The 223-nt window shown below is 45.3% G+C and carries 1 pseudogene; it reads left to right on the top strand.

The window, feature by feature from the left end:
* Positions 1-223 (top strand): annotated as a pseudogene (wbpD, locus tag RFW85_RS06640) (UDP-2-acetamido-3-amino-2,3-dideoxy-D-glucuronate N-acetyltransferase); the annotation flags it as partial.

Genomic DNA, 223 nt, shown 5'->3' with positions numbered 1-223 from the left:
CGATAATGTTACTTTGGAAGAAGGGGTTTTTTGTGGCCCAAGCATGGTATTTACGAATGTTTATAACCCGCGTTCCCTCATTGAGCGTAAAGACCAATACCGAGACACCTTGGTGAAAAAGGGCGCTACGCTGGGTGCAAACTGTACCATTGTTTGTGGCATTACTATTGGTGCTTATGCTTTCGTTGGGGCGGGTGCAGTTGTTAATAAAGATGTTCCTGCT

The organism is Acinetobacter sp. 12966 (assembly GCF_031196995.1).
In the GTDB taxonomy this organism is placed as follows: Bacteria; Pseudomonadota; Gammaproteobacteria; order Pseudomonadales; family Moraxellaceae; genus Acinetobacter; species Acinetobacter geminorum.
Note: the sequence above shows the minus strand (reverse complement) of the source record. Positions and strands in the feature narration are given on the sequence as shown.